This window comes from Pseudomonas syringae (assembly GCF_023278085.1).
GTDB lineage: Bacteria > Pseudomonadota > Gammaproteobacteria > Pseudomonadales > Pseudomonadaceae > Aquipseudomonas > Aquipseudomonas syringae_Q.
This window is the reverse complement of the sequence record NZ_CP066265.1, coordinates 1,959,590-1,978,981: the sequence shown is the minus strand read 5'-3', so window position 1 is coordinate 1,978,981 and position 19,392 is coordinate 1,959,590. Positions and strand designations below refer to the sequence as shown.

The window sequence follows — 19,392 nt, the reverse complement described above, 5'->3', positions numbered from 1 at the left end:
GACGAGTGCCTGCAAACGCGAGAGGCCCGCAGAGAAGCGGGCGTCCTGGATGAAGCGTAGACGGTTATCGGGCGATGACACGGTCCAGCGAGAGCTTGCCTGCGCCCTCAATGAGGACCGCCAGGGCACCGCCGAGTAATGCCAGCGCGTACTCGTAGCCGTTGTTGGCCATGAAGAAACCGTTATGGATATGCACAGTGAAAATCGCCACCAGCAACAGCAGGATCACCACCACCGCAGCCGGGCGAGCCAGCAAACCCAGCAACAGGCCCAGTCCCCCAAAGAATTCAGCGCTGCCGGACATCAGTGCCATCAGGTAGCCGGGCGTCAGACCGAGGCTTTCCATGTAGTGCGCGGTACCCTCCAGACCGTAGCCGCCAAAGGCGCCAAACAGTTTCTGACTGCCGTGGGCGATAAATGCGATACCGACGATGACGCGCAGGAGGGTCAGGCCATAACCAGCGCGAGTGGTGAGAACCGATTTGATCATTGTGTTCATGCGTGGAATTTCCGTGACTGATTAAGTGGGAGTGGCGCCATCATAATCAAATTGGCTCATGTAGAAACCGCAAATAACGGCGCATCACCATCGATATATTCGATCAGTAACGCGCTACCGTTTTTTCGGAGCCTGCTTTTCCAGCGAGTCACGCTCGCGATCAAACGCCAGGTAGTACTTGTTAACGCTGTTTACAAAGGCGACGACATTGGCACCGCCCTGCTCCATGGCCACACGCTCGGTCTGAAAGAACCACTGATTCGGGTTCAGCCCGCGCCGCCGTGCTTCCTCGCGCATGCCTTGCACGCGCTCCGGGCCAAGGTTATAGGCCGCCATGACGAATGCCATGCGCTCGCGCTCGTTGACTTTGTTACTGGCGAAATACTTGCGCTGGATCAGCGCCATATAACGCGAACCGGCCCGGACATTGTCGTCAGCGCTTTGAATGCTTGGCACGCCGACGCTTTTCGCCGCTGACGGGGTGATCTGCAGCAGCCCTGTTGCGCCACCGCTGCCTTTGGCCGACGGGTCGAGTTTCGACTCCTTGAATGCCAGGGCGGCGAGGTCCAGCCAGTCCATGCCCTGCGCATCGGCGTGGCGTTGCAGCATCGGACGCAGCTGTTCAAGACGTTGCAGGTTAGTGCGCACCAGCGGATTGTTGACCCGATAAGTGCCTTTGTAAGCCTTCTGGAACGCCAGATCCTGTTGCACCGACGGTTTGTAACTTTTGAGAAAATCATCGGCGCTGGCACGCAGCAGCGGTGCCTTGTCACTCACGAACCAGCTAACGTCACCTTGGCTCTGCAACGTCAGGCCACGGTCGATGCGCAGCCTGGGCATGACCTTCGCCCAGCGCTCGGCGATAGGTTGCTCGACCAGCGTCATGGGATAGATCCCGGCCTGGACCATTTCCAGCACGTCTTCAACCGCCAGGCTCGGGTCAACCCAGTCGATTTTCACCAGCGGCAACTTGCGCAGTTCCAGTTGCCGATTGACCTGATGCAGCGCCTCGTCCGCAGCGCTGCCGGTAGGCAGGCTCAAGGTGCGTCCGGACAATTGATCGACACGCCGCAGGCTGCGCTGGCCACGAACGCCGACCAGCACCAGCGGCACATCATGAATGATCGGCGCAGTGGCCTGAATACCCTTGGCGGTGCTGACATCCAGCAGCTCACCGGGCGCGATCAAATCACCCTCGCCACGCTGCAACGCCGTCAGCAACTGATTCTTGGCCTTGGGGATGATCTTGAACGTGATCTTCTGCCCGTCGCGGGCGTGACTGTTGAGGTACTGTTCGAACGCCTGTAAACGGTGGTATTCAACGCCGATTTCCTGGCCCTTGACGTCGCCGGAGCTGTTACGGCTCTGGTTGACCAGCACCCGCAATACCTTACTGCTGCGAATAGCCGTCAGATCACGCGCTTGCGTTGTGTGCTGCACAGCCTCGGGACCGGTCTGGCGAGCAGACGCGTGCAGAGGTAAAAGCGGCAACAGACATAGAAAAGACACCAGCGCGGATCGGATCATTCACTTCCCCAGGGCAATGCCGGAAAGAAACAGGAAAAAGGAAATCTTGAGGTCACGCAGCAGCATCGAACAGCGAAGGAGTTGTTGAGCCGTCTGGCTCAATCGCTTGAATATCCAGCGTTTTCTTATTGTGGCCGGAGCTCTGGTATGCTCGGCGGCCTCAGCTGGAGGTAGCACCATGCAACTCATCGACATCGGCGTCAATCTGACCAACGCAAGCTTCGCCTCTCAGCGACAGGCGGTACTCGACCGTGCCTATGCCGCAGGCGTAGCGCAACTGGTGGTGACCGGCACCAGTGTCGAGGGCAGCGAACAGGCCGTGCAGCTGTGTCACGAGCTTGATGAAAGCGCGCAACGCCTGTTCTGCACGGCGGGCATTCATCCGCACTCAGCGAGCGATTGGACCGGCGACACCGAGCAACAGTTGCATGCCCTGCTCAAGGAAAGTCGCGTTCGGGCAGTGGGTGAATGCGGGCTGGATTTCAACCGCGACTTCTCTCCTCGCCCGCAGCAGGAAAAAGTCCTCGAAGCGCATCTGGCCATGGCAGTGGAGCTGCAACTGCCGGTTTTCCTGCATGAGCGGGATGCCAACCAGCGCCTGCTGGAGATCCTCCGCGACTACCGTGACCGCCTGCCCGCCGCTGTGGTGCACTGCTTCACCGGCGAGCGCGCCGCGCTGTTCAGCTACCTGGACCTGGACTTGCACATCGGCATCACCGGCTGGATTTGCGACGAGCGACGCGGCACCCATCTGCATCCGCTGGTGAGCAATATCCCTCGCGGTCGGCTGATGCTGGAAAGTGACGCGCCTTATCTGCTGCCGCGCAGTCTGCGCCCCAAGCCAAAAAACGGTCGTAACGAGCCCGCCTATCTGCCGGAAGTGTTGCGCGAAGTGGCCTTGCACCGTGGCGAAAGTCAGGAAGATCTGGCGCGCCACAGCACGGCCTGCGCGCGCGAGTTTTTCGCTTTGCCGACTATTGAACACCCAGTGGATGAAAATCTGCCGCTTTCTTGACCCGCATCAAGCGTCACTTTAAGGGTTGAGGCATCGTGATAGCACCTTGCCTCCTTTTTTTACACGACCCTCAAAGAAGACCACTCATGGGCTCATGGCTTAGCAACCTGTCTCTCAAATACAAATTCTGGGCCGTCAACGCGGTCGCCTTCATCACTACCCTGCTGCTGGTGCTGTATGCCGTGCATCTGGAGCAGCAGGCACGTATGGAAACCTCGCGTGAAACGGCTCAGGCTCAGGCCCGCCTGCTCGCCGCCTGGCCCGTCGGCCAGGCACTGCCGAGCGAACCTGCGCTGCTGCTCTTCATTCAGGGTCAGACGCCGATGTTCAACGGCACCCCGTTGCCGGAACTGACCAATGCCCGGGGCTGGGTCACGCTGAACACGCCGCTCGGCGACAGGCTGCTGAGCGGCGCGCAATGGGTCGCTCGCGACGGTCAGCAGATCGCCGTGCTGGCCTTTGCGCCCACCGCCCTGGAGGTCTTGAAGCATCGCTTTGCGCACTACGCGATAGCCGTCTTCGTGCTGATGCTGTTGATGCTCTGCGCTTCACAATTGCTGATCCGCTTTTTGCTCAGCCAGCTCAATGCCCTCAAGGACGTGATGCTGCACGTCGAAAAAACCGGCGACCTGTCAGCCCGCGTGGCCAACCGCAACGACGACGAAGTCGGGCAAATGGCCAAGGCGTTCAATGCCATGCAGGCCGGATACCAGCGAGTGGTCAGCACGGTTGCACAGACCGCCAGCCGTCTTGACCTGGGCGCAGCGCATCTGGCGACCGGTATGAGCGATGTGCGTCAGGGCATGCTCGGTCAGCAGAGTGAAACCGATCAGGTTGCCACCGCGATCAACGAGATGACCGCCACTGTCCATCACATTGCCCAGCACGCCAGCACCACCCGCGATCAGTCGCAGACCGCTGATGCGCTGGCCGGCAGCGGCAAGGCCGTAGTCGACCGCGTGCAAGTCTCCATCGCCGGGCTGTCCAGCGGCGTGCAGCAGACTGCCGAAATGATTCAGCGCATGGCCGACGATAGCCAGAAAATCAACGGCGTGGTCGGCGTGATCCACAGTATTGCCGAGCAGACCAATCTGCTGGCCCTGAACGCTGCCATCGAAGCCGCCCGCGCCGGGGAAATGGGTCGTGGTTTCGCCGTGGTGGCCGACGAAGTGCGCAACCTTGCCAAACGGGTGCAGACATCTACCGACGAGATCACCGGCATGGTGTCGGCATTGCAAAGCGGAACCCGCGACGCGGTCGATTTCATGCAGGACAGCTCGTTCAAGGCAGATGAGTGCGTGCAGCAGGCCCGCGAGGCCGGTGACGCGCTGGCGGCCATCGCCGATGCCGTGGCGCAGATGCGCGAAAGCAACACGCAGATTGCGGTCGCCGCCCAACAGCAGAGTCAGGTTGCAGAAGAAATGAACCGTGCCGTGGTCAGCATTCGCGACGTCACCGAACGCACCGTGACCCAGACCGTGGACTCTGCCAGCACCAGCAGTGAACTGGCGACCCTGGCGGGCGAGCTGAGCAAAGCCATCGGCCAGCTCAGGCTGTAACAGGCTATCGCGCCGATAGACAGGCTTGACTCGCCGGTGATCAGGCGCGGGCTTACTCTTCAGGCATTAAAACGGCGCATGGAACGTCGCCCTGAAGAGGAACACACCTTGAACAAGCAACGTCCCGACCTGCAACTGAATCCATGGCCCGAGAGTGCCGAAAGCGAGGAACAATCCGCCAGCCTGATCCTTTACCTGATCGCCATCCCGCTGTTCATTCTGGCGACACTGCTGATTCTCAACGGGCTGTTTTCAGAAAGCCTTTCTTCGACCGCCATTGGCGTGGTCGGGGCGGCGGCGGCGCTGGTGGTTCAGTTCAAGCAGGCAGACCACTGATTTCGAGTGCTGAACAGCATCAGCCAAAGACCGTCACTGTCTGGCGACTGATGGCGATCAGTTCGCCCTGCGGGCCCCACAGCGCTGCGGCGGTGTGACCATAGCCATCGCGGGCATGCTCGATGACGGCGCGATAGCGGCACCATTGCAGGGTATCGAACGCCGGCTGTGGCTGGACGAACTCGATGGTCCAGGTCAGCGAGCTGCCGGGCGCCGGTTTGTCGAGGTGCGGCAATACCGCAGGTGGCCAGGTGTCGACCAGTGCCAGGATGCGCGCTTCGCTCATCGGGCTGGCGTGTTGCTCATCGCGAAACCGCACATAACCGCCAATCGCCGGTGATTGAGTGTTGCTGAACGGCATGCCGCCCAGCGCCCAGCGAATGTCCATGAAGCGCAGGTAGTCAGGCATCACGCCACTGACAAATGGCAGTTCCGGGCACTCCTCGACAGGTTTGAGGTCGGGCGCAGAGGCAGCGGTCACGGCGATCATCGACTCACGAGGCGCGCCGAAGCTGCCTTGAATCAGCGTCATGACCTCTCCGTTCTGCATGGCGCGACCCAGCACCTGGCTGACCGCCTTGCCATGACGCAGGATCTCGACCTCAAAGGCAATCGGTACACCGGGCGCTGCCGGTCCGACAAAGGTAATCGCCAGTGACCGGACCGGCCGCCCTTCCGGTACCTGAGCGCGCATCGCCTCGTAGGTCAGCGCCGCCATCAGCCCGCCAAAGCAAGCGCGCCCCTGCGACCATTCGGCAGGGATAGTCACGGAGCGCGGGTTGTCGCGGGCAGCATTGATCAGCTCGGAAAAAGTCATGGTCACTCCAGCGGTGCAAAATCCAGTGAATGGATGATAACCATCCTCTTACCGACTCACATACCTCGTATCGGCCATTATTGCGGCTTGAATGACGCCTTTTGGCGAAAAGCCCTACATGGCCTGCCGGATCAGAAGCACGCCTTGGCCAGACGTTTGAGTGACGCCTCGGCCTTGCGCTCTGCGCGCACGATGCCAACCTGCCAGGCGGGGATGCACGGTGCCAGATCGGCCTGTGTTTCGGCCTGCGCCAGCCATTGCAAATGATCGTGCCAGTCACCCAGTTCGCCTTGTGCGGACTTGAGCCGCGCCTGCATGTTTTTCGGCTGATGGCTGAGTTCCGGATAGGCCTCGGCGGCGTAACGTACACGCTTGATCAGCAGCCGCAGGTCGTGTCGATCGTGACCGGGCTCGGCGATGGCGACACGCAGTTTGCGCCACTGCTTGTCCATGCGTTTTTCGATGGTCTTGCGCAGGCCGCGCAGCATGCCCTGACGCTGCTGCACGCGAAGCATGGTCGGGAACTGGTCAATCAGGGTCAGCAAGCGGTTCAACTCAGGCGAAGTTGCGACGTTGGGGCAGGCCCGGCTCAAATGCTCGTTACGCTTGAGGGCAGCCTCATGCAGACGCGGGTCTTGCACACTGTTCTTTTCCAGCAGCGCGGCGAGCACCTGCATATCACGCAGCGGTGTGGTCAACTGACCGACTGCCTTTGCGGCATCTTCCAGCTGCGTCGCACCGGAAATCTCGCGCAACGGCCTCAGTACACTGCGCAAGCGGCGCACCGTGGTACGCAAATCATGCAGTGCTTCGCTGTCGGTCGACGCCGCAAGACGTGCCTGACATGCAAGCAATTTGATATCCAGTGACAGCACTTCAGCGACCAGATGATCGACCATTGACGACATGCAATTCCCCTTCGACAACACCATTCATGAATGCCTTTCCCTGACAGCCGATAACCTCCATGGCAAACGACGACGCAGTACCCGCAATGAACTTCGCAGACGGCCTGGCGACGACAGTCGTCCAGCATAACGCTGCGCCTGAAACTCTCGGACAAAGTCTCTGATCGCGTCTGCATGCTGCGGAAAATACAGCACCGCTCGCTGGCAGAACGCATCAGCCCCTTCACCCGGCATACGACGCAGACCATGACGGGCCAGCATGCGTTCAAATGTGTTGAACAACCGCAACTGTGAATCGCTTTCGCGCAGCCAGGGTTTGAACAGCCACAGGGCCACCAGGCCCAGTGACAGCACGATGCCCGTCACGAAAACCGGTGCTTGAAACCCGGAAAACCAGCGCCCGAGAATTTGTAACTGTTGTTGTCCCTGGTAGCCGAGTACCCAGCGCTGCCAGCCATAGTTGAGGTTGTCCCAGCCCAGGCGCAGCGAGTTGATCCAGGCTACGTTGCGATACCGCAGAGCCGACAACGGCGAATCCTGCAGGAAGGCTTCGTCTGCCGCCAGAGCCTGCTCCAGCCCTTGTTCGATGCGTTGCGGTGCCACGGCTGCGGTCGGGTCGGCACTGCGCCAGCCGATTCCCGGTTGCCAGTATTCAACCCAGGCGTGAGCATCGAACTGGCGCACGGTCAGGTACTGCCCGTCGGGGTTGAGTTCACCGCCCTGATAACCGGCCACCACGCGCGCCGGTATGCCTGCCGCGCGCAACACGAAGGTCATGGCGCCAGCGTAATGAGCGCAAAAACCCTGCCGGCTGGCAAACAGGAACTCATCAATGCTGTCAGTGCCCAGCGTGGTCGGCTTGAGCGTGTAATGAAACGGCTGGTCACTGAAGTACGCGAGCATGGCTGCGACCAGGTCTTCCGGTCGGGCATAACGACGGCGCAGCTCATCGGCCCATTGGCGGGCCTGCGCGTTGCCTTTCGCAGGCAGTTGCAGGTCCTGACGCTGGATCTGCTCGCTGGATTGCGGGTCCCGAATACTCTGCGGCCAGGAATGAACGGCATACAGCAACGACTGCTCGACCGGCCGCCTGCGCTGCAAGCGGAAGTCGCTCATCTGGCGCACTTCCGGCAGGTTGGTCTCGGCGATGTCGAGGCTCGGTAACCAAGGTCGACCGCTGGCTTCCATGACGATGCTGTAGGCCAGCGGATCGCCGCGCTTTTCCCACTGCGGAATCTGCACCGTCTGCGCCCGTGCCGACTGCGACCAGCGACGGCCGTCGAACTGCTCCAGCGTCAGCCCGCGCCAGTACAGCTGATTGCGGGCGGGTATCGGGCCATCGAAACTGGCACGAAATACCAGTGCGGGGGATTTGCTCAGCTCGGCCATGTCGCCCGGTGCCATGTTGTCGGACAGACCGGTCACGCCCTTGTTGCTAGGCTGCGGCAACGACCAGAGCGGGTCCAGACGCGGAAAGAACAGAAACAACAGCAGCATCAGCGGCACTGCCTGCGCCATCAGCTTGAAGGCCAGTTTGAGCGTGTCTGATGCTTTACCCGCCAGATCCGACTGTTGCAGCCCGATCAACGCCGCCAGCAGCGCAGCGACAGGCAGCAGGCTGAAAAGCGCCCACAACAGGTTGTCTTCAAACAGGTAACCGACGGCGACGCAAAAGAAACCGAGAAAGATCAGCACCCGTGCATCCCGGCGGTTATTCATTTCCAGCATTTTCAGGACGAAGGCCGCCACCAGCAGCGCAGCGCCCGCGTCCAGCCCGACCAGGCTGCCACGTGCCAGGTAAACGCCACCGGCGGTGCCCACCAGCAACCCGGCCTTGACCCAGTTGCCCGGCAAACGGGCACGCATGCGGAACACCTGAACCCGCCAGAACGTGCAGCCCAGCCACAGCAGCATGATCGAGACCGGCACATGCAGCGCGAATGGCACCACCACCAGTGCCTGGGCCAGTAATAGCCAGGTGAGGCTGACGCGCGGGATCGGCGAGCTCACCACGAGGTTGCCGCTCACGATCGGCGACCGTACAGCGCCAGTGCGCGCAGGCAGGCTTCGCGGTGCGCATCGCCACTGTCCACCGTCGACAGAAAACCCGGCAGACGCAAGGCAAATGGCTGGCGCCGTTGCGACAGCTCCAGCACCCAGTAACACAGGCGCGAAAGCCGTTCCTCGATATCACCGCCCAGCGCCATGAAATCCAGACACAGGTCATGGCCGCTCAGGTCGGTGAAATCCTTGACCAACAGGCCTTGGCCTCGGGAATACGCCTTCCAGTGCAGACGACCGCGGTTGTCACCCGGCTGGTAAGGGCGCAAGCCCTGATAATCATCGACGCCAGCGCCGCGGGTCGCTTGCCCATTATCTTCAGCGTGAGGCTGCACCCCCTTGAGCAGTGGCATCGCTCCCGCCAGTGGCCGGGGATAGATCAAGGCGCTCTGCTCCAGGTCCAGCCAGCTCCAGGCGCGAAAGAGGCCGAGCGGGAACACGCTTTCGATGCGTAATCGGGGCGCGTGCAGCCAGCCACGCTTTTCGGCGGGCAGGCTCAGTTCCAGATCAGTCAGCCCGCGTGGCACTACATCGCCCGCTTGCAGGGCGGCGGCGGTCCAGCCTAACCCGAGTGCATGATGCGCCTGCCCGGCGCTTTCCAGACGCAGACGCAGTTGCACCGGTTCGCCGACAAACACCGAGCGCGCGATACCGGCACTGAGAATCAGACCGCTGATGTTGCGGTAGGTGTGCAGAATGGCCAGCACACCGATCGACATCAGCAGGAACGTCAGCCCATACGCCAGACTGTTCTGGTAGTTGATGGCCACCAGCAGCATGAGCACCAATACCAGCATGAAGATCAGGCCGGTGCGCGTCGGCATGATGAAGATGCGCCGATGATCAAGCGCAATTCGCGACGCCGGTGGAATGCGTTTTGCCAGCCAGCGTTGCCAGAGCGGTCTGAACGACTGGATCAAAGGACCGGCACCTCGCGCAACAGCCATTGCACCAGCGCCCCGCCGCCATGCCCGGTCGGATCGCTGCGTTCGCGCAGCCGGTGGCCGACCACCGAAGGCAGCACAGCCTGCACGTCTTCGGGAATCACGTAGTCGCGCCCGAGCAACATCGCCCAGGCGCGCGCCGCTGCCAGGATTGCCAGGCTCGCTCTGGGCGACAGCCCGTAGGCAAACTGCGGCTGGCTGCGCGTCGCATCCACCAGCCTCAGTACATAATCAACCAGCGCATCGCTGGCCCGCACCTGCCGCGCTTCGGCCTGCAACTGCCCAAGCAGCGCGTGATCCAGAATCGGTTGCAGACGCGGCAACAGTTCGCGACGCGATTCGCCGAGCAACAAGGCTTTCTCCGCTGCTCTGGCCGGATAGCCCATGGAAATACGCATCAGAAATCTGTCGAGCTGAGACTCGGGCAGCGCAAAGGTGCCGCCGGAACTGAACGGGTTCTGGGTCGCAATCACGAAAAACGGATCGGGCAGCAGACGGGTCGCGCCTTCGATGGAGACCTGGCCTTCCTCCATAGCTTCCAGCAGCGCGCTCTGGCTTTTTGGCGTGGCGCGATTGATTTCATCGGCCAGCACCAGTTCGGCGAAAATCGGCCCCGGATGAAAGGTAAATTGTCCGCTGTCCCGATCAAACACCGACGTACCCAGGATGTCGCCGGGCAACAGATCGGACGTGAACTGAATGCGCTGATAACTCAGGCCGAGAATCTTCGCCAGGGCATGACTGAGGGTGGTCTTGCCCATGCCCGGCAAATCTTCGATCAGCAAATGCCCGCCGCCGATCAGACAGGTCATGGCCAGTCGTACCTGCGCTTCCTTGCCTAACACCACTTCATTGATGGCGCTCAGGCACGCATCGAGTTTTCTACCCATCGAAAAGCCCCTCCGACAACTGGTGTATGACTGTGGGACTGAGCACGATGCCAAACGTCCGAACACTTTATGTTGAGCGTAGGCCGTTTCGCTAATTGAGGTAGGGATTTGATGTGACGCCGTTCTGGACGCTCTGCATCCGCTCCTGATGTACGGAGCGGCGCAGAATTGCGACGCGGAGCGTGAGGAACGATAACCTCAACTATCGTGCCGACGCTCCGCGTCGGTATGCCGTTCTGGACGCTCTGCGTCCGCGATGGAAGGTGCAGCGCGGTGCAGGATCAGCTATCAGCGACCCGCGCGGGATTCGCGGATGTAGAAGCGGGCTTTTTCGGATTTTTCGGTGCAGCCTTCAAAGGCTTCAAACTGTTGCTGGGTCTTGGCGCCGGTCAGCAGCGACAGGGCCTTGGAGTAGCTGACGGTACCGGCGAAGCCTTCGGCCTTGGCCAGGTCGAGTTCATGCCAGGCGGCGTCGAGCTGGGTAGCGCAGCTGTCCCGATACCCGGTCTTGCCGGCACAACCTGCGAGAACCAGAACCAGCAATGGCAGACAGATCAGGGCTTTCATGGGGTGTTACCTCAGGAGTCATCAGGGAGTGTGCGGCTTTGACGATCCGGCTTGGCAAAAGTGCCGTGACCCGGGCGCCAGAATCGTTGTTTTCATCTACGCATCATCAACTGTCGGCGAGCAATCGATAGCCGATCCCTGCCTCAGTGATAATAAACCTCGGCGCGGTCGGGTCATCGCCGAGTTTCTGGCGCAAATGCCCGACCACTATACGCAGGTAGTGGCTGTCTTCGGTGTGTGTCGGCCCCCAGATGTCTTTGAGCAATTGCTGCTGGGTAATGACCCGCCCCGGATGCCGCGCCAACTGCGCCAGCACCGCGTACTCTTTGCGAGTCAGTGCCACTTCCTGCTCATCAAGCAGCACACGGCGATAGGCCAGATCCACTGTGAGCGGGCCGAAGCGCAAGGCCGACTCTGGCTTGTCGTTGCCCGACACCTGCCTGAGCAATGCGCGGATCCGGGCCAGAAACTCCTGAATGCCAAACGGCTTGGTCACGTAGTCGTTGGCGCCGGCGTCCAGCGCCTGAACTTTCTGCGTTTCGCTGGCGCGCACCGAGAGCACCAGTACGGGCACTGCCGACCACTCGCGAAACTCGCTCAGCACCTGCTGGCCGTCCATGTCCGGCAGGCCGAGGTCGAGCACCAGCAGGTCCGGCTTGTTCAGCGCTGCCTGAGTCAGACCCTCCGCCCCTGTCGCCGCCTCCAGTACCTTGTAGCCCTGGGACACGAGACTGATGCGCAGGAATTTGCGAATCTGCGGTTCGTCGTCGATCACCAGAATAGTTGCCGTCTGACTCATGATCACCGTGCCATTTCAATGCAGCCAATGGGCATTAGCGTAACCGATGATCGACTCAAGCTGGCTCCTCAATTTCAGCATCCGGCTGCGCCTGTAATGGCAGAAACAGGGTGATGCGCGTACCCAGCCCGTCGATGCCGTCCTCGACAGTCAGTCGCCCGCCATGCGCACCGATCATGCCCTGACAGATCGCCAGCCCAAGCCCGGTACCCTGTCCGCCACGATCACCGCGTGCGGCGGTGTAAAACATGTCGAAGATTTTCGCCCGTTCGTCCTCGGGAATGCCCGGCCCTTCGTCACTCACCGAGAAGAACAGTTCGCTGTCGACCACGCCCGCAGCCACCTGCAAGCGCCCGCCGAGAGGCGAAAAGCGGGCGGCGTTCTCCAGCACGTTGACCAGCGCCTGCTCGATCAACGCGGCGTGGACATACAGCAACGGCAGCTCGCCAGTCACCTGGGTGCTGACCTGCAAGGGCGCCATTACGGCACGCAGCCGGTTGAGCGCGCTGCCGACGATATCGGCGGGCGACACCCAGTCGCGAGCGAGCTTCAGCGCGCCATGCCCCAGACGCGTCATGTCCAGCAGGTTCTGAATATAACGGTCCAGACGCTCGGCCTCGTCACGCGTGCCTTCCAGCAGCTCGCGGCGGTCCTCCAGTGGAATGGCTTCACCCAATGCCAGCAGGCTGTCGATGCTGCCGCGCATCGAGGTCAGCGGGGTGCGCAGGTCATGCGATACCGAGGCCAGCAAAGCGCTGCGCAGTTGCTCGGTTTCACCGTGCAGGCGCGCCGCTTCAAGCTCTTGCGCCAGTTGCGCGCGGGCCAGCGCCTGCGCCAGCGGTTGGGTCAGCGCCGCCAGAAGACGTCTATGCTGCGCGGTGAACGACTGGCCTTCGCGAGCGCTGACGCCCAGCAGGGCCAGTGGCCCTTCTTCTGCACTAATCGGCCACCACCACCAGCGTCCGGAAGGCAGCGTACCCGTGCCGCTGCCAGCCGGTTGATCATGCTTCCAGGCCCAGTCGGCGGCGGCACGCTCGGCTTCCGAGAAGGTCAGCGGTCCGCCGGTTTCGACCACCCAGCCACCCTCCCCGTCGCGGTCGACCAGACACAGGTGCAACTCCTTCCAGCCGGAAAAATGCTGCTCGGCGGCGTTGAATACCGCTTTACCGTCAGTGGCAGCGGTCATCTTGCGTGACAGGTCGAGCAGTTCGCTGGTCTGCTCCTGAGTATCGCGCAGCGCTTGCAGTTGCCTGCGTTGGCGCGCCGCCAGCTTGCCGGTCAGGGCTGACATCAGCAGGAAAAACAGCAGGGTCAGCACGTCTTCTTCGCGCTGGATATTCAGCGAAAAACTCGGCGGAATGAACAGAAAGTCATACGCCAGAAACGACAACCCGGCACACGCCAGCGCTGGCCCCATGCTGCTGCGCACCGCGACCAGCAGCACTGCCGCGAGAAAGATCAGGGAAATATTCGGCAGCGCCAGCACGCCCGCGACACCCCAGGCCACCAGACTGGCGATCAGCGTGGCGACGAATGCCAAGCCGTAATCGAACCAGACGACTTCGCGAGCCGGGCGCGCGCGCGGTGGTTGATCGGGCAGCTCTTCGCTGTCGTCGAGCACCGAGATTTCCAGCCCGTGCCCTTCGCGCAGCAAACGCGCGGCAACACCGCCGCCGAAGACCTTACGCCGCCAGTGGCGGCGCGACTGGCCGACCAGCACCACGCTGGCGCGCCGCTCGATGGCATGCTGCACCAGCGTCCGGGCGACCTCTCCGGCACGCAGCGACACCGCTTCGCCACCCAGTCGCTCGGCCAGTTGCTGGGCGTTCTGCAAACGGGCGCGGGACTGTTCGTCCAGCGTCTGCCCGTCGTCGACGTGCACCGCGCTCCATGGCAAATGGCGACGCTGGGCAACCCGGCTGGCGTGACGCACCAGACGCTCGGCGTGCAGGTCGCCATCAATGCCGACCAGCATCCGCCCGCGCACCGCCGGGGCAGACTGACCCAACTGCCGATAACCCTGCGCCAGATCGTTATCGACCTGCGCCGCAGCCGTCTGCATGGCCATTTCGCGCAGTGCCGTCAGGTTGGTCTGGGTAAAGAACGCATCGATGGCCGCTCGCGCCTGTTCCGGTACGTAAACCTTGCCGTCGCGCAGGCGCTCCAGCAGTTCGCGCGGCGGCAGGTCGATCAGCACCAGGTCGAAGGCCTCCTGCAGCACCCAGTCCGGCAGGGTTTCACGCACCTGCACGCCGGTAATGCCACGCACCTGGTCGTTAAGGCTTTCGAGATGCTGCACGTTGACCGTGGTGTAGACATCGATACCGGCAGCGAGCAGTTCCTGAATGTCCTGCCAGCGCTTGGTGTGCCGACTGCCGGGCGCGTTGGTGTGCGCCAGTTCGTCGACCAGAACCAGGCTCGGCGCAGCCTTGAGCAGCGCGTCGAGGTCCATTTCTTCGAGGGTCATGCCGCGGTATTCGGTGCGCAGCAAGGGCTGTTGCGGCAGGCCGTTGAGCAGCGCCTCGGTTTCCGCGCGGCCGTGGGTTTCCACCACGCCCGCCAGCACCTTCACGCCCTGACGCAACTGCGCGTGGGCTGCCTGGAGCATGGCGTACGTCTTGCCGACGCCAGGCGCAGCGCCGAGGAAAACCTTCAGCCGCCCGCGCCCTTCGCGGGGCAACTGGGCCAGCAGTGCATCAGCTCGACCGGAATCACTCAAGTGGGTTACCGCCTTCTCTTTATTACTGTCAGCATAGTTAATCCGTTGCAGGCACAGCGCAGTTTGTTACAGCTGCGCGCTGCGTGGTGCAGACGGTAACTGATTCAGGCTCATATTCAAGGTCAACACGTTGACCACCGGTGGGCCGACCAGCGGACGCTTAGTGTTGGCATCGATCAGTGCCTGCACTTTGTCCAGCGGCAACTGCCGGGCCGCTGCAACGCGACCGGCCTGCCAGGCGACCGCTTCAGGCGAAAGATGCGGGTCCAGACCACTGCCGGAGGTGGTCAACAAGGCCAGCGGCACCGGGCCAGCAGAGGGGTTTGCCAGTTTGGCGGCGTCTTCGGTAACGCGTGTCGCCAGCGCCGGGTTGCTCGGGGCGAAGTTGCTCGCGCCGCTGGCCACGGTCGCAAACGCACCCGCCGACGGACGCGACTGGAACCATTCATCGCCGGTAAACGACTGGGCAATCAACGTCGAGCCGCGCACCTTGCCCGCCTCGTCATACAGCAGGCTGCCATTGGCCTGGGCCGGAAACGCCACTTGGGCCACGCCGGTGACCACCAGCGGATAGGCCACACCGGTAATCAGGCTCATCAACACAATCAGGCTAAGGGCCGGACGCAATACACTGGACATCTGCACATCCTCAAATCAGGTGAGGCTGCACGCCGACCGGCATGCAGCACAGGCTTCAAACAAGGCCGAGTCCGACCAGCAGCATGTCGATCAGCTTGATACCGATAAACGGCACAACGATGCCGCCCAGGCCATAGATCAGCAGGTTGCGACGCAGCAGGTGAGCCGCACTGGCGGCCTGGACGCGCACGCCACGCAGGGCCAGCGGAATCAGCACAACGATGATCAGCGCGTTGAACACGATGGCCGAGAGGATCGCGCTCTGCGGGCTGGCCAGTTGCATGATGTTGAGCACGCCCAGTTGCGGATAAATGGCCGCGAACAGTGCCGGCAGTACGGCGAAATACTTGGCCACGTCGTTGGCAATGGAGAACGTGGTCAGCGCGCCGCGGGTGACCAGCAATTGCTTGCCGATCTGCACCACGTCCAGCAACTTGGTGGGGTCGCTGTCGAGGTCGACCATGTTCGCCGCTTCCCGCGCCGCCTGGGTGCCGTCGTTCATCGCCATGCCGACGTCGGCCTGAGCCAGTGCCGGCGCATCGTTGGCGCCGTCGCCACACATCGCCACCAGGCGTCCTTCGCCTTGTTCCTGACGAATCCGTTCCAGCTTCTTCTCCGGCGTGGCTTCGGCCAGCACATCGTCAACGCCTGCTTCGGCGGCAATCGCCGCAGCAGTCAGCGGGTTGTCACCGGTGACCATCACCGTGCGAATACCCAGTTTGCGCAGCTCTTCGAAGCGCTCGCGAATACCCGGCTTGACCACGTCCTTGAGGTGGATCGCGCCCAGCAGTCGACCGTTGGCGCAGACCAGCAAGGGCGTGCCACCGGTCTTGGCGATCTTGTCGACTTCACGGGCCAGTGCAGGCGGCAGTTCGCTGCGCTGCATATTGATGAAGGCCAACAGCGAATCCACCGCGCCCTTGCGGTACACGTGGCCCTGATAGTCCACGCCGGACAGACGCGTATCAGCGCTGAACGGCACTGCAGTCACCGAGCTCAGGGGCGGCTCGCTCATCGGGTGCAGGTTGCGCAGGAATTCGACGATGGATTTGCCTTCCGCCGTGTCATCGGCCAGCGACGCCAGCAAGGCGCCTTCGCCCAGTTCCTTCGGGGTCACGCCCGGCGCTGCATAGACAGCCGCGCAACGACGGTTGCCGAAGGTGATGGTGCCGGTCTTGTCCAGCAGTAGCACATGCACATCGCCTGCGGCTTCTACGGCACGGCCGGATTTGGCGATCACGTTGAGGCGCACCAGGCGGTCCATACCGGCAATACCGATGGCCGACAGCAGGCCGCCAATGGTGGTCGGAATCAGCGTCACCAGCAGCGCTACCAGAAACACCAGCGGCAGGCTGCCACCGGCGAAGTGCGCGAACGGCTGCAAGGTGATGACCACCAGCAGGAAGATCAGCGTCAGGCCGATCAGCAGGATATCCAGCGCCACTTCGTTAGGGGTCTTCTGGCGTTTGGCGCCTTCGACCAGCGCGATCATGCGGTCCAGTGTCGATTCACCGGGGTTGGCGCTGATGCGTATCAGCAGCCAGTCGGACACCAGCCGGGTGTTGCCGGTCACGGCCGAGCGGTCGCCACCGGATTCGCGAATCACCGGCGCGGATTCGCCGGTGATCGCGGCCTCATTGACGGCCGCAATGCCTTCGATGACTTCGCCGTCACCGGGAATCATTTCGCCGATTTCGACGCGCACCACATCTCCTTTGCGTAATTCACTGGCGTTGATGGTGCGCAGATTGCCGTTTACGTCCCTGATACGAGCCTTGAGGCCTTCACTGCCCGCTTTGAGGCTGTCGGCGCGCGCCTTGCCACGCCCTTCGGCCAGCGCTTCGGCGAAGTTGGCGAACAACACGGTGAACCACAGCCACAGGGCGATCTGCACACAGACCGAAGTCGGCACTTGCGGATCAGGGATGACGCATAGCACGGTGGTCAGAATGGCAGTCAGCTCCACCACCAGCATGACCGGCGAACGTTTGAGCTGACGTGGGTCGAGCTTGACGAACGCCTGCACCAGCGCCGGACGCCACAGGGCCGCGATGCCGGTTTTTGCCGACTCGGTTGCCTGCGATTCAGTGGCTTTCGCAGCAGCATTTTTTGCAGCATTGATCGGTAAGTTCATGATCGGTTCCTCAGAAACCCAGGCTCAGGTGTTCGGCAATCGGCCCCAGTGCCAGGGTCGGCAGGAAGGTCAAGCCACCCACCAGCAGAATCGTGACGGTCAGCAGGGTGACGAACAGCAGGCCGTGAGTCGGGAAGCTGTTCTGGCCCTGCGGCGCGGCCTTCTTCATGGCCAGGCTACCGGCCAGGGCCAGCACCGGCAGGATGTAGCCGAAGCGGCCGATGAAGATCGCGAGGCTGAGCATCAGGTTGTGGAACACGGTGTTGGCACTGAAACCGCCGAACGCCGAGCCGTTGTTGGCCGTCGCCGAGGTGTAGGCGTACAGCAACTGGCTGAAACCATGCGGGCCAGGGTTGCTGACGGCACCGGCCGGACCGGGCAGGCTGGCGGCAATTGCGCCCAGCACCAGCACGCCGACCGGCATCACCAGCAGGGTCGCGACCAGCAGCCGGACTTCCTGCGCCTGCAGCTTCTTGCCCAGGTATTCCGGAGTACGGCCAATCATCAGGCCCGCAAGGAACACCGCGATCAATACGTTGAGCAACATGCCGTTGAGGCCGACACCGACGCCGCCGAAGATCACTTCGCCGACCATCATGTTGACCAGCGCAACCATGCCGGTCAGCGGGTTGAGGCTGTCGTGCATGCCATTGACCGAGCCGTTGGAAGCCGCGGTGGTAGCGACCGACCACAGCACCGTGCCGGTGGTGCCGAAGCGGGTTTCCTTGCCTTCCAGCGGTGCGGTCTGTTCAACGCCTGCGATATTCAGCATCGGGTTGGGCTGGTACTCGGCCCACAGCGACACCGCGCCGCCGATCAACAGCAGCGCCAGCATGCAGCCGAGGATTGCGCGACTCTGGCGCATGTCCTTGACGTAATGGCCAAAGGTGAACACCAGCGCGGCCGGGATCAGCAGGATCGATACCAGTTCGAACAGGTTGCTCCAGGCGGTAGGGTTCTCGAACGGATGCGCCGAGTTGACGCCGAAGAAGCCGCCACCGTTGGTGCCCAGTTGCTTGATGGAGATCTGACTGGCCGCAGGGCCCATGGGCAGGCTCTGGTCAGCGCCTTGCAGGGTCAGTGCATCGATGTAATGGGCGAAGTTCTGCGGCACACCCTGCCAGACCAGAAACACCGCCAGCACGATACTGATCGGCAACAGGCCGTAGAGCGTGGCACGGGTCATGTCGGCCCAGAAGTTACCCAGGCTGTGCGAAGAACGACGGCTGATACCGCGACAAAGCGCAACCAGCACAGCGAGACCGGTGGCGGCGCTGACAAAGTTCTGCACGGTCAGGCCGACCATCTGGCTCAGGTAACTGAGCGAGGCTTCGCCACTGTAGGCCTGCCAGTTAGTGTTGGCGACAAAACTCATGGTGGTGTTGAAAGCCAGCGACCACTCCATGCCCGGCAATTGCTGCGGATTGAGGGGCAGCACGCCTTGCAGCATCAGGATCGCGAACAGCACGACGAACCCTGCCAGGTTGAACGCCAGCAAGGCCCAGGCGTATTGCTTCCAGGACTGCTCGGTTTTCGGGTCGACGCCGGATATCCGGTAGCAGGCCCGCTCGACCGGCCCCAGCACCGGGCTCAGCCAGGTGCGCTCGCCTTCCATGACCCGGTAATAGAAACGCCCCAGCCACGGCGCGGGCGCCAGCAGCAGGACCAGAAAGGCAAGGATCAACAGATAATCGTAACTGTGCATGATCACTCCTGACTCTGGTCGGCGCGCAGCAGCGCCACCAGCAGATAGATGAACAGCCCGACTCCCATCAACAGAGAGATACCATCCATAACGCTCATTGAAAATTCCCCCATCAGGCAAACACCGATATGGCGCAGGCCGCATGAGGAGCATTGTCGAGAGCATGGGTGTAAAGGCGCGAGACCGAGAGTCGTGGCGGGCCGTAAAGAAGCTGTAAAAAAGCGCTAAAGGCCAGACGCGGCGCAGGTGTAGCTGCCCGCGCTGTCATTTCTA

Annotated in this window: 17 protein-coding genes; 3 read left to right on the top strand and 14 right to left on the bottom strand. The window is 62.1% G+C overall.

Going from position 1 to position 19,392, the window contains the following annotated elements; genetic code table 11:
- Positions 1-64: 64 nt before the first annotated feature.
- Both I9H07_RS08905 and I9H07_RS08900 read right to left on the bottom strand, forming a co-directional pair.
- Positions 65-499: a DoxX family protein gene (locus tag I9H07_RS08905; RefSeq protein ID WP_024643310.1), complete on the bottom strand. Its 435-nt coding sequence runs from the start codon at positions 497-499 to the stop codon at positions 65-67.
- A 114-nt stretch (positions 500-613) separates the two neighbouring features.
- A complete protein-coding gene (locus I9H07_RS08900) occupies positions 614-2,026 on the bottom strand; it encodes a transglycosylase SLT domain-containing protein (RefSeq protein ID WP_236425304.1) in 1,413 nt (470 codons plus the stop codon).
- A gap of 178 nt (positions 2,027-2,204) precedes the next feature.
- Here I9H07_RS08900 and I9H07_RS08895 point away from each other — a divergent pair, with 178 nt between their 5' ends.
- The 3 genes from I9H07_RS08895 to I9H07_RS08885 all read left to right on the top strand — a co-directional run bounded on the left by I9H07_RS08895 (position 2,205) and on the right by I9H07_RS08885 (position 4,936).
- Entirely contained in the window at positions 2,205-3,041 is an 837-nt protein-coding gene (locus I9H07_RS08895) for a TatD family hydrolase (RefSeq protein WP_058391413.1), read from the top strand.
- A gap of 86 nt (positions 3,042-3,127) precedes the next feature.
- Positions 3,128-4,600, top strand: coding sequence for a methyl-accepting chemotaxis protein (locus I9H07_RS08890; RefSeq protein WP_236425305.1), 1,473 nt, complete (start codon positions 3,128-3,130; stop codon positions 4,598-4,600).
- A gap of 108 nt (positions 4,601-4,708) precedes the next feature.
- Complete coding sequence (locus I9H07_RS08885) at positions 4,709-4,936, top strand: hypothetical protein (RefSeq protein ID WP_024672747.1); 228 nt, start codon at positions 4,709-4,711, stop codon at positions 4,934-4,936.
- 19 nt (positions 4,937-4,955) lie between these two features.
- On the opposite strand, the gene I9H07_RS08880 is transcribed toward I9H07_RS08885, so the two are convergent.
- The 12 genes from I9H07_RS08880 to kdpF all read right to left on the bottom strand — a co-directional run bounded on the left by I9H07_RS08880 (position 4,956) and on the right by kdpF (position 19,217).
- Positions 4,956-5,753, bottom strand: coding sequence for an acyl-CoA thioesterase (locus I9H07_RS08880; RefSeq protein ID WP_058391411.1), 798 nt, complete (start codon positions 5,751-5,753; stop codon positions 4,956-4,958).
- 131 nt (positions 5,754-5,884) lie between these two features.
- Positions 5,885-6,661, bottom strand: a complete 777-nt coding sequence (locus I9H07_RS08875; RefSeq protein ID WP_236425306.1) for a CHAD domain-containing protein — start codon at positions 6,659-6,661, stop codon at positions 5,885-5,887.
- Between the two features lie 24 nt (positions 6,662-6,685).
- Positions 6,686-8,689: a transglutaminase TgpA family protein gene (locus I9H07_RS08870; RefSeq protein ID WP_024672744.1), complete on the bottom strand. Its 2,004-nt coding sequence runs from the start codon at positions 8,687-8,689 to the stop codon at positions 6,686-6,688.
- Complete coding sequence (locus tag I9H07_RS08865; RefSeq protein ID WP_236425307.1) at positions 8,686-9,669, bottom strand: DUF58 domain-containing protein; 984 nt, start codon at positions 9,667-9,669, stop codon at positions 8,686-8,688. The genes I9H07_RS08870 and I9H07_RS08865 overlap by 4 nt, the downstream gene beginning before the upstream one ends.
- Positions 9,639-10,556, bottom strand: a complete 918-nt coding sequence (locus I9H07_RS08860; protein WP_024643319.1) for an AAA family ATPase — start codon at positions 10,554-10,556, stop codon at positions 9,639-9,641. Before I9H07_RS08860 ends, I9H07_RS08865 begins: the two co-directional genes overlap by 31 nt.
- A 288-nt stretch (positions 10,557-10,844) precedes the next feature.
- Complete coding sequence (locus I9H07_RS08855) at positions 10,845-11,123, bottom strand: lipoprotein (RefSeq protein ID WP_003316607.1); 279 nt, start codon at positions 11,121-11,123, stop codon at positions 10,845-10,847.
- Between the two features lie 106 nt (positions 11,124-11,229).
- Positions 11,230-11,922: a response regulator gene (locus tag I9H07_RS08850; protein WP_024675191.1), complete on the bottom strand. Its 693-nt coding sequence runs from the start codon at positions 11,920-11,922 to the stop codon at positions 11,230-11,232.
- Positions 11,923-11,977: 55 nt separating this feature from the next.
- A complete protein-coding gene (locus I9H07_RS08845; protein WP_024675192.1) occupies positions 11,978-14,641 on the bottom strand; it encodes a sensor histidine kinase in 2,664 nt (887 codons plus the stop codon).
- A gap of 66 nt (positions 14,642-14,707) precedes the next feature.
- Positions 14,708-15,280 carry a potassium-transporting ATPase subunit KdpC gene (kdpC, locus tag I9H07_RS08840; protein ID WP_236425073.1) on the bottom strand — a complete coding sequence of 191 codons (573 nt, stop codon included), beginning with the start codon at positions 15,278-15,280 and terminating at the stop codon, positions 14,708-14,710.
- Between the two features lie 55 nt (positions 15,281-15,335).
- On the bottom strand, positions 15,336-17,414 hold the full coding sequence (kdpB, locus tag I9H07_RS08835) for a potassium-transporting ATPase subunit KdpB (protein WP_236425072.1): 2,079 nt from the start codon (positions 17,412-17,414) through the stop codon (positions 15,336-15,338).
- A gap of 10 nt (positions 17,415-17,424) precedes the next feature.
- The gene (kdpA, locus tag I9H07_RS08830; protein WP_236425071.1) at positions 17,425-19,119 is read right to left on the bottom strand and encodes a potassium-transporting ATPase subunit KdpA; all 1,695 of its coding nucleotides are present in this window, start codon (positions 19,117-19,119) and stop codon (positions 17,425-17,427) included.
- Between the two features lie 2 nt (positions 19,120-19,121).
- Positions 19,122-19,217, bottom strand: a complete 96-nt coding sequence (gene kdpF, locus I9H07_RS08825; RefSeq protein ID WP_003406089.1) for a K(+)-transporting ATPase subunit F — start codon at positions 19,215-19,217, stop codon at positions 19,122-19,124.
- Positions 19,218-19,392 lie beyond the last annotated feature (175 nt).

Coding starts and splice junctions, on each gene's coding strand:
- I9H07_RS08905 (WP_024643310.1), bottom strand. CDS start 499: ATGAACACAATGATCAAATCGGTTCTCACCACTCGCGCTGGTTATGGC.
- I9H07_RS08900 (WP_236425304.1), bottom strand. CDS start 2,026: ATGATCCGATCCGCGCTGGTGTCTTTTCTATGTCTGTTGCCGCTTTTA.
- I9H07_RS08895 (WP_058391413.1), top strand. CDS start 2,205: ATGCAACTCATCGACATCGGCGTCAATCTGACCAACGCAAGCTTCGCC.
- I9H07_RS08890 (WP_236425305.1), top strand. CDS start 3,128: ATGGGCTCATGGCTTAGCAACCTGTCTCTCAAATACAAATTCTGGGCC.
- I9H07_RS08880 (WP_058391411.1), bottom strand. CDS start 5,753: ATGACTTTTTCCGAGCTGATCAATGCTGCCCGCGACAACCCGCGCTCC.
- I9H07_RS08875 (WP_236425306.1), bottom strand. CDS start 6,661: ATGTCGTCAATGGTCGATCATCTGGTCGCTGAAGTGCTGTCACTGGAT.
- I9H07_RS08865 (WP_236425307.1), bottom strand. CDS start 9,669: ATGGCTGTTGCGCGAGGTGCCGGTCCTTTGATCCAGTCGTTCAGACCG.
- I9H07_RS08860 (WP_024643319.1), bottom strand. CDS start 10,556: ATGGGTAGAAAACTCGATGCGTGCCTGAGCGCCATCAATGAAGTGGTG.
- I9H07_RS08855 (WP_003316607.1), bottom strand. CDS start 11,123: ATGAAAGCCCTGATCTGTCTGCCATTGCTGGTTCTGGTTCTCGCAGGT.
- I9H07_RS08850 (WP_024675191.1), bottom strand. CDS start 11,922: ATGAGTCAGACGGCAACTATTCTGGTGATCGACGACGAACCGCAGATT.
- kdpC (WP_236425073.1), bottom strand. CDS start 15,280: ATGTCCAGTGTATTGCGTCCGGCCCTTAGCCTGATTGTGTTGATGAGC.
- kdpB (WP_236425072.1), bottom strand. CDS start 17,414: ATGAACTTACCGATCAATGCTGCAAAAAATGCTGCTGCGAAAGCCACT.
- kdpA (WP_236425071.1), bottom strand. CDS start 19,119: ATGCACAGTTACGATTATCTGTTGATCCTTGCCTTTCTGGTCCTGCTG.
- kdpF (WP_003406089.1), bottom strand. CDS start 19,217: ATGAGCGTTATGGATGGTATCTCTCTGTTGATGGGAGTCGGGCTGTTC.